This window comes from Photobacterium damselae (assembly GCF_003026815.1).
GTDB classification, from domain to species: Bacteria; Pseudomonadota; Gammaproteobacteria; order Enterobacterales; family Vibrionaceae; genus Photobacterium; species Photobacterium damselae.
On record NZ_PYOG01000115.1, the window covers coordinates 1 to 656 of the forward strand.

The window sequence follows — 656 nt, forward strand, 5'->3', positions numbered from 1 at the left end:
CAAATGCAGATTCTGTTTCGCTAAAGCGTAAGTTCATCAGTTTGCCAGTGGCATCATCAATGAAAACCAACAAACAACATTTGTTACTGCGGCCTTCAAACCAATCATGATGTGAACCATCTATCTGAATTAACTCACCAAGACAATCACGGCGGTAACGAGGTTGGTAAACACGAGGCTTTCGTTTGGTATGAGGAACCCAGAGTCCATCTGCGATCATCCATTGACGGATCGTTTCAACAGACACATGAATATTATGGCGTTCAGTCAGTTTTTCATGGGCAAGAGTTGGACCAAAGTCTGTGTAATGCTCATAGAGGATCGCTAAGGTTTGTAGTTTTACATTTTCATCATAGCGATGATTGCCAGGTCGACCGCGTTGTAATGAGACCAAACCAGAAGCGCCAAACTCAATAAAGCGTTTAACCAATCGGTAAACTTGACGAGGGCTTAAGTTAAGTAAGTGTGCAGCTTCAACACCAGTCAGTCGTTTATCACAGATATCTTGGATAACTTTGATTCGCAGTAATTCATTATCAGTCATGGTTAACAACATCCACAGGCTCCAAAACAGCAAAGAAAAAGCGTCTTTTGAAGTTAGTTCAACATGACATTTCAATCTGGCTCAAACATGACATTTCTAAATGGGACTTACA

The 656-nt window shown here is 41.2% G+C and carries 1 protein-coding gene; it reads right to left on the reverse strand.

Translation table 11 applies throughout. The features are described 5' to 3' along the window. Positions 1-544: helix-turn-helix domain-containing protein (locus tag CTN07_RS22600; protein WP_249030826.1), on the reverse strand; the 544-nt coding region annotated here is incomplete at its 3' end. Between the last annotated feature and the right edge of the window lie 112 nt (positions 545-656).